The following is a 3,723-nucleotide window of genomic DNA, read 5'->3' as shown; positions in this document are numbered from 1 at the left end:
GGGCTGCTGTACGTGTCGGCGGCTGATGTGGAGTCGGAGCGGACTGTGCCGCACCTGCCTCGGGTGACGTGGCAGATGGACGGGTATGAGTCGCGGGGGCCGGCGATCCTGCCGGTGGTGCCGTCCCGTACCTATGCCGACGATATGGCTGAGCATCCGACGTATCAGGACTCGACTGCTGCGGCGGCAACGTATCTGGACCGTCTCCGTCTGCTGGAGGCGTAGCTATGTGGCCGGTCGATGAGAGGTGGGGTGCGGCTCGTCTGGGGGATGTGGAGCTGTCGTGTCAGGTGTGGCCGACGCTGCGGGGTCAGGTGCTGACTGCTGAGCCGCTGGAGGTGGTGGACGGGTCGCTGTCGGTGGAGGTGCGGGGCGGGCAGGTGCAGTCGTCGCTGGAACTGTCTGTGGCTGACCCGGACGGGTCGCTGTTCACGGGCGCACCGGATGCGCCGCTGGCGGTGCATGGGCATCGACTGGTGGTGCGTGCCGGGTACGCCGGCGTCGGTGATGCGCCGCTGGGCGAGTTCCGCGTGGAGCGCATCGTGCCGGACGGGTCGCCGTGGCGGCTACACCGCTCGGGCCGGTGGGTGCGTGGTGCTCAGATGCTGCGCGTCTCCGCTGGTGACCTGCTGGGGATCGTCGCCGATGACCGGTTCACGACCCCGACGCGGCCGCGTGGGGGAACGGTGCGCGCTGAGGTGCAGCGGCTCGTCGCCGACATCCTGCCGGTCGGTGACTGGTCAGCGTCGCAGACGGTGCCGTCGTCGGTGGAGTACTCGGAGTCCCGCATGGATGCGCTGCTGTCGGTGATGCGTCTGGCGGGTGTGGTGGCGTGGGTGGATCGTGCCGGGGCGCTCCAGGGTGTCCCGGATGTGGGGTCTGGTCAGGTGTGGGAGGCGTCTGCTGCTGATGTGGTGGGGTGGGTGCCGGTGATGGACCGGGACGGGCTCCGCAACGGGTGGGTGGTGACATCGGAGTCGGAGTCTGGGCAGCCGCTACGTGGGGCCGAGTTCGAGGCATCGGGTCCGCTGGCATGGGATGCCTCCGGGTTCGGACGCGTCCCCGAGTTCCTGCACTCCCCGCTAATGCGGACGAACGCTCAGTGCGCGTCGGCGGCGAGGACGATGGGTGAGCGGGCGAGGGCGGCGCGTCGTCAGGTGCTGACCGTGACGTGCGCCCCAGACCCGGCCCTTGATGTGCTGGACACGCTGCGGCTACGGCTGCCGACCCGCACGGTGGATGCCCTGGTGACGGGTATCAGGCTGCCGCTGACTGGGGGATCGATGACGGTCACGGCGAGCGCTGGGTGGGGGGTGCTGGTCGATGTCTGATCCTCTGGGTGATGCTGTCGCGTCTGCTCTGACCCCGGCTCGTCCGCCTGCCGTCGCGGGGGAGGTGAGGGCAACTTCCCCGGTGCTGCTGGTGTCGGTGCTGGGGTCCGAGGTGACGCCGCTGGTGTGGCTGCCGACACCGCTGGCGGTTGGTGACCGGGTGCTGCTGCTGCGCTCCGAGGGGGTGTGGCATGTGGTGGGTCTGCGTACCGCCCGGCCGAGTGAGGGCACTGTGTCATCCACTGGGTCTGGTGTGGTGACCGTCTCGACTGGGGTGGGGCCTGTGACGGTCCCGCACGTCGGTGGTGTGCCGGTGGTGGGTGATCGGGTGGCGCTGCTGTGGGGGTCTGCTGGTGGTGTGGTGGTGGGCCGTATCGGCACACCGTCCGCTCCGCCGCCGCCATCCACGCCGCCGTCTGACCCGACCCCGCCACAGACTGATCCGGCGCCCGCACCGGCCACTGTGGCTGCTGGGGCGGTGCAGGCTGCGACGGCTAGGTCTGGGAGGTGGCGCAGCGACGGCACCGCCGGGCACCGCGCCTATCAGGGGCACTCCACCTCGGGGCAGGTGGCCGACAACACCGGCTACTTTTTTTACGGCTCGACCCTGGCACGGGGCGGGACTGGCTCGTCTGGTGTGGTGCGTCTGTATCGGGCGACCGGTGCGGGCATGTCGGCGGCGCGGACCGTGTGGCTGGCGCTGCACGGTGCTGCGACGCGACCATCGTCACCTCCCGCGCTGACAACTCAGCCTCGCGCCGCCGGGACAGTGGCACAGGGCGGCACCGTCGACATCGCGCTGACCAGCGCTGAGGTGTCGGCGCTGCTGTCCGGCGCTGCTCGCGGGATCGCTGTCTCGTACCAGGGCACCACGGACTACATGGCACTACTGGGCCCATCTGACCGTCCCGACGCTGGACGGGTCACTCTCATCACCACGATCTAAGGAGGCACGGGATGCCGACCACACCGATCTATGGACTCCGGACGCCGGAGTTGGCGGACGCAAACAACGTCCCGGCAGATATGGCCCTGCTGGCTCAGGGCACCGAAAATGCGCTGTCGTCGCTGTCTCCGTCGTGGTCGTCATACGCCGTGGCGTGGTCGCAGAGCGACGGCACCAACCTCTCGATCGGAAACGGCACGCTGGAGGGTCGCTGGATGCAGGTGGGGCGTCTGGTGCACGCCTCGGTGTCGATGGGGCGAGGCTCGACCACCAATCTCGGGTCGGCGGCGTGGGTGTGGTCGATGCCGGTCAACGCCAGGGCCTGGATGATGGTCACTGGCGTGGGGTGGCTGGCGCGTGGCGGGTCTGAGTATCCGCTGACGGTGAGGCCGGTGGGCCCTGGCCGTGTGGTTGCGCTGATCCCGTCCGGGCGGATCTCCAACAACAACCCTGGTGGGTGGGCGGCTGGGGACTCGCTGTTTTTCACGATGACCTACGAGGTGTGATGATGGCTGATCGGATCACGTGGCGCGGCCCCCTGCTGTCGCCCCGCACTCGGGACGCACTGATCGAGGCCGAGCGGCTGGCTGCCGCGATGCCCGAGTTCCGTGGCTGGCGGGACGGGTGGATCATCCGCCCCGGTCAGGGGTCGTGGCAGCCACGCAGCCCCTACTCGGGCTCGACCCACACCGGAGACGGCGTGGTCGACCTGTCGATCCGCCACCACCTCACCCCACCGCAGCGCAAGGCGGTGCTGAGGGCGTGTCGGCAGGTCGGGTTCGCGGCATGGCATCGGATGCCGTCCCGCTCATGGGTGGAGCATCACCATCTGGTGCTCATGCCCCCCGACCAGACCACCAACACAGAGGGGCTGGCTGCGTCGGCGATGGTGCAGGTGTCGCACTACCGGCGTGGCCTCGACGGGCTCGTCGGCAAGGACCGCGACCCGGACCCGTGGAGACCGTCCCCGCTCCTGTCGTGGGAGCAGTACCAGCAGCGCACCGACACCCACACCACCCAAACATCCACCCAGGAGGATGACATGCCCTACACCCCAAACCAGCTCAAAGCCATCGTCACCGACGCGCTGGCCGCCTACGACTGGCAGCCGCTCCAGAAAGGCTCATCGAACGCGCTCGTCGCCAGCTCCCGCAACAACAACCAGATTTGGGCCAGCATCAACAGCCAGGAGACGCTGCGGCTGGTGCGGGAGCTCGCCAAGCGTCAGGGCGTGGTCGTCGATGAGCAGGCGATCGCCCGCTCGGTGCTCGCCGGACTCACCCCGCTCGTGCGCACGGCCGTCGAGGCCGCAGTGAAGACCGGTGGAACCCCGCAGGCTGTCGCCGACGCGGTCGTGTCCCGGCTCGGCGACGCACTCAAGGACTGACGCGTGTCTCGCCGGACAGCGATGCTCGGGCTCGGCGTCCTATTGGTTCTTGTCTGGGT

5 protein-coding genes are annotated in these 3,723 nt (G+C 69.2%); all 5 read left to right on the top strand.

Annotated features, from left to right (window positions below; genetic code table 11):
- Positions 1-225 (top strand): hypothetical protein (locus ACTNDJ_RS08870; protein WP_441083565.1); only part of this gene is annotated, 225 nt, incomplete at its 5' end.
- Between the two features lie 2 nt (positions 226-227).
- Entirely contained in the window at positions 228-1,331 is a 1,104-nt protein-coding gene (locus ACTNDJ_RS08865) for a hypothetical protein (protein WP_441083564.1), read from the top strand.
- Between the two features lie 82 nt (positions 1,332-1,413).
- Positions 1,414-2,277 (top strand): hypothetical protein, encoded by an 864-nt coding sequence (locus ACTNDJ_RS08860; protein ID WP_441042110.1) that lies wholly within the window; start codon positions 1,414-1,416, stop codon positions 2,275-2,277.
- 11 nt (positions 2,278-2,288) lie between these two features.
- On the top strand, positions 2,289-2,783 hold the full coding sequence (locus ACTNDJ_RS08855) for a hypothetical protein (protein WP_441083563.1): 495 nt from the start codon (positions 2,289-2,291) through the stop codon (positions 2,781-2,783).
- A 2-nt stretch (positions 2,784-2,785) separates the two neighbouring features.
- Positions 2,786-3,664, top strand: a complete 879-nt coding sequence (locus ACTNDJ_RS08850) for a hypothetical protein (protein WP_441083562.1) — start codon at positions 2,786-2,788, stop codon at positions 3,662-3,664.
- Positions 3,665-3,723 lie beyond the last annotated feature (59 nt).

The sequence above is a fragment of the Collinsella sp. HCP3S3_D1 genome (assembly GCF_052064015.1).
Lineage (GTDB): Bacteria > Actinomycetota > Coriobacteriia > Coriobacteriales > Coriobacteriaceae > Collinsella.
Note: the sequence above shows the minus strand (reverse complement) of the source record. Positions and strands in the feature narration are given on the sequence as shown.

What these genes read in the sequence shown, in the direction of transcription:
- ACTNDJ_RS08865 (WP_441083564.1), top strand. Translation starts at nt 228, where the DNA reads ATGTGGCCGGTCGATGAGAGGTGGGGTGCGGCTCGTCTGGGGGATGTG.
- ACTNDJ_RS08855 (WP_441083563.1), top strand. Translation starts at nt 2,289, where the DNA reads ATGCCGACCACACCGATCTATGGACTCCGGACGCCGGAGTTGGCGGAC.
- ACTNDJ_RS08850 (WP_441083562.1), top strand. Translation starts at nt 2,786, where the DNA reads ATGGCTGATCGGATCACGTGGCGCGGCCCCCTGCTGTCGCCCCGCACT.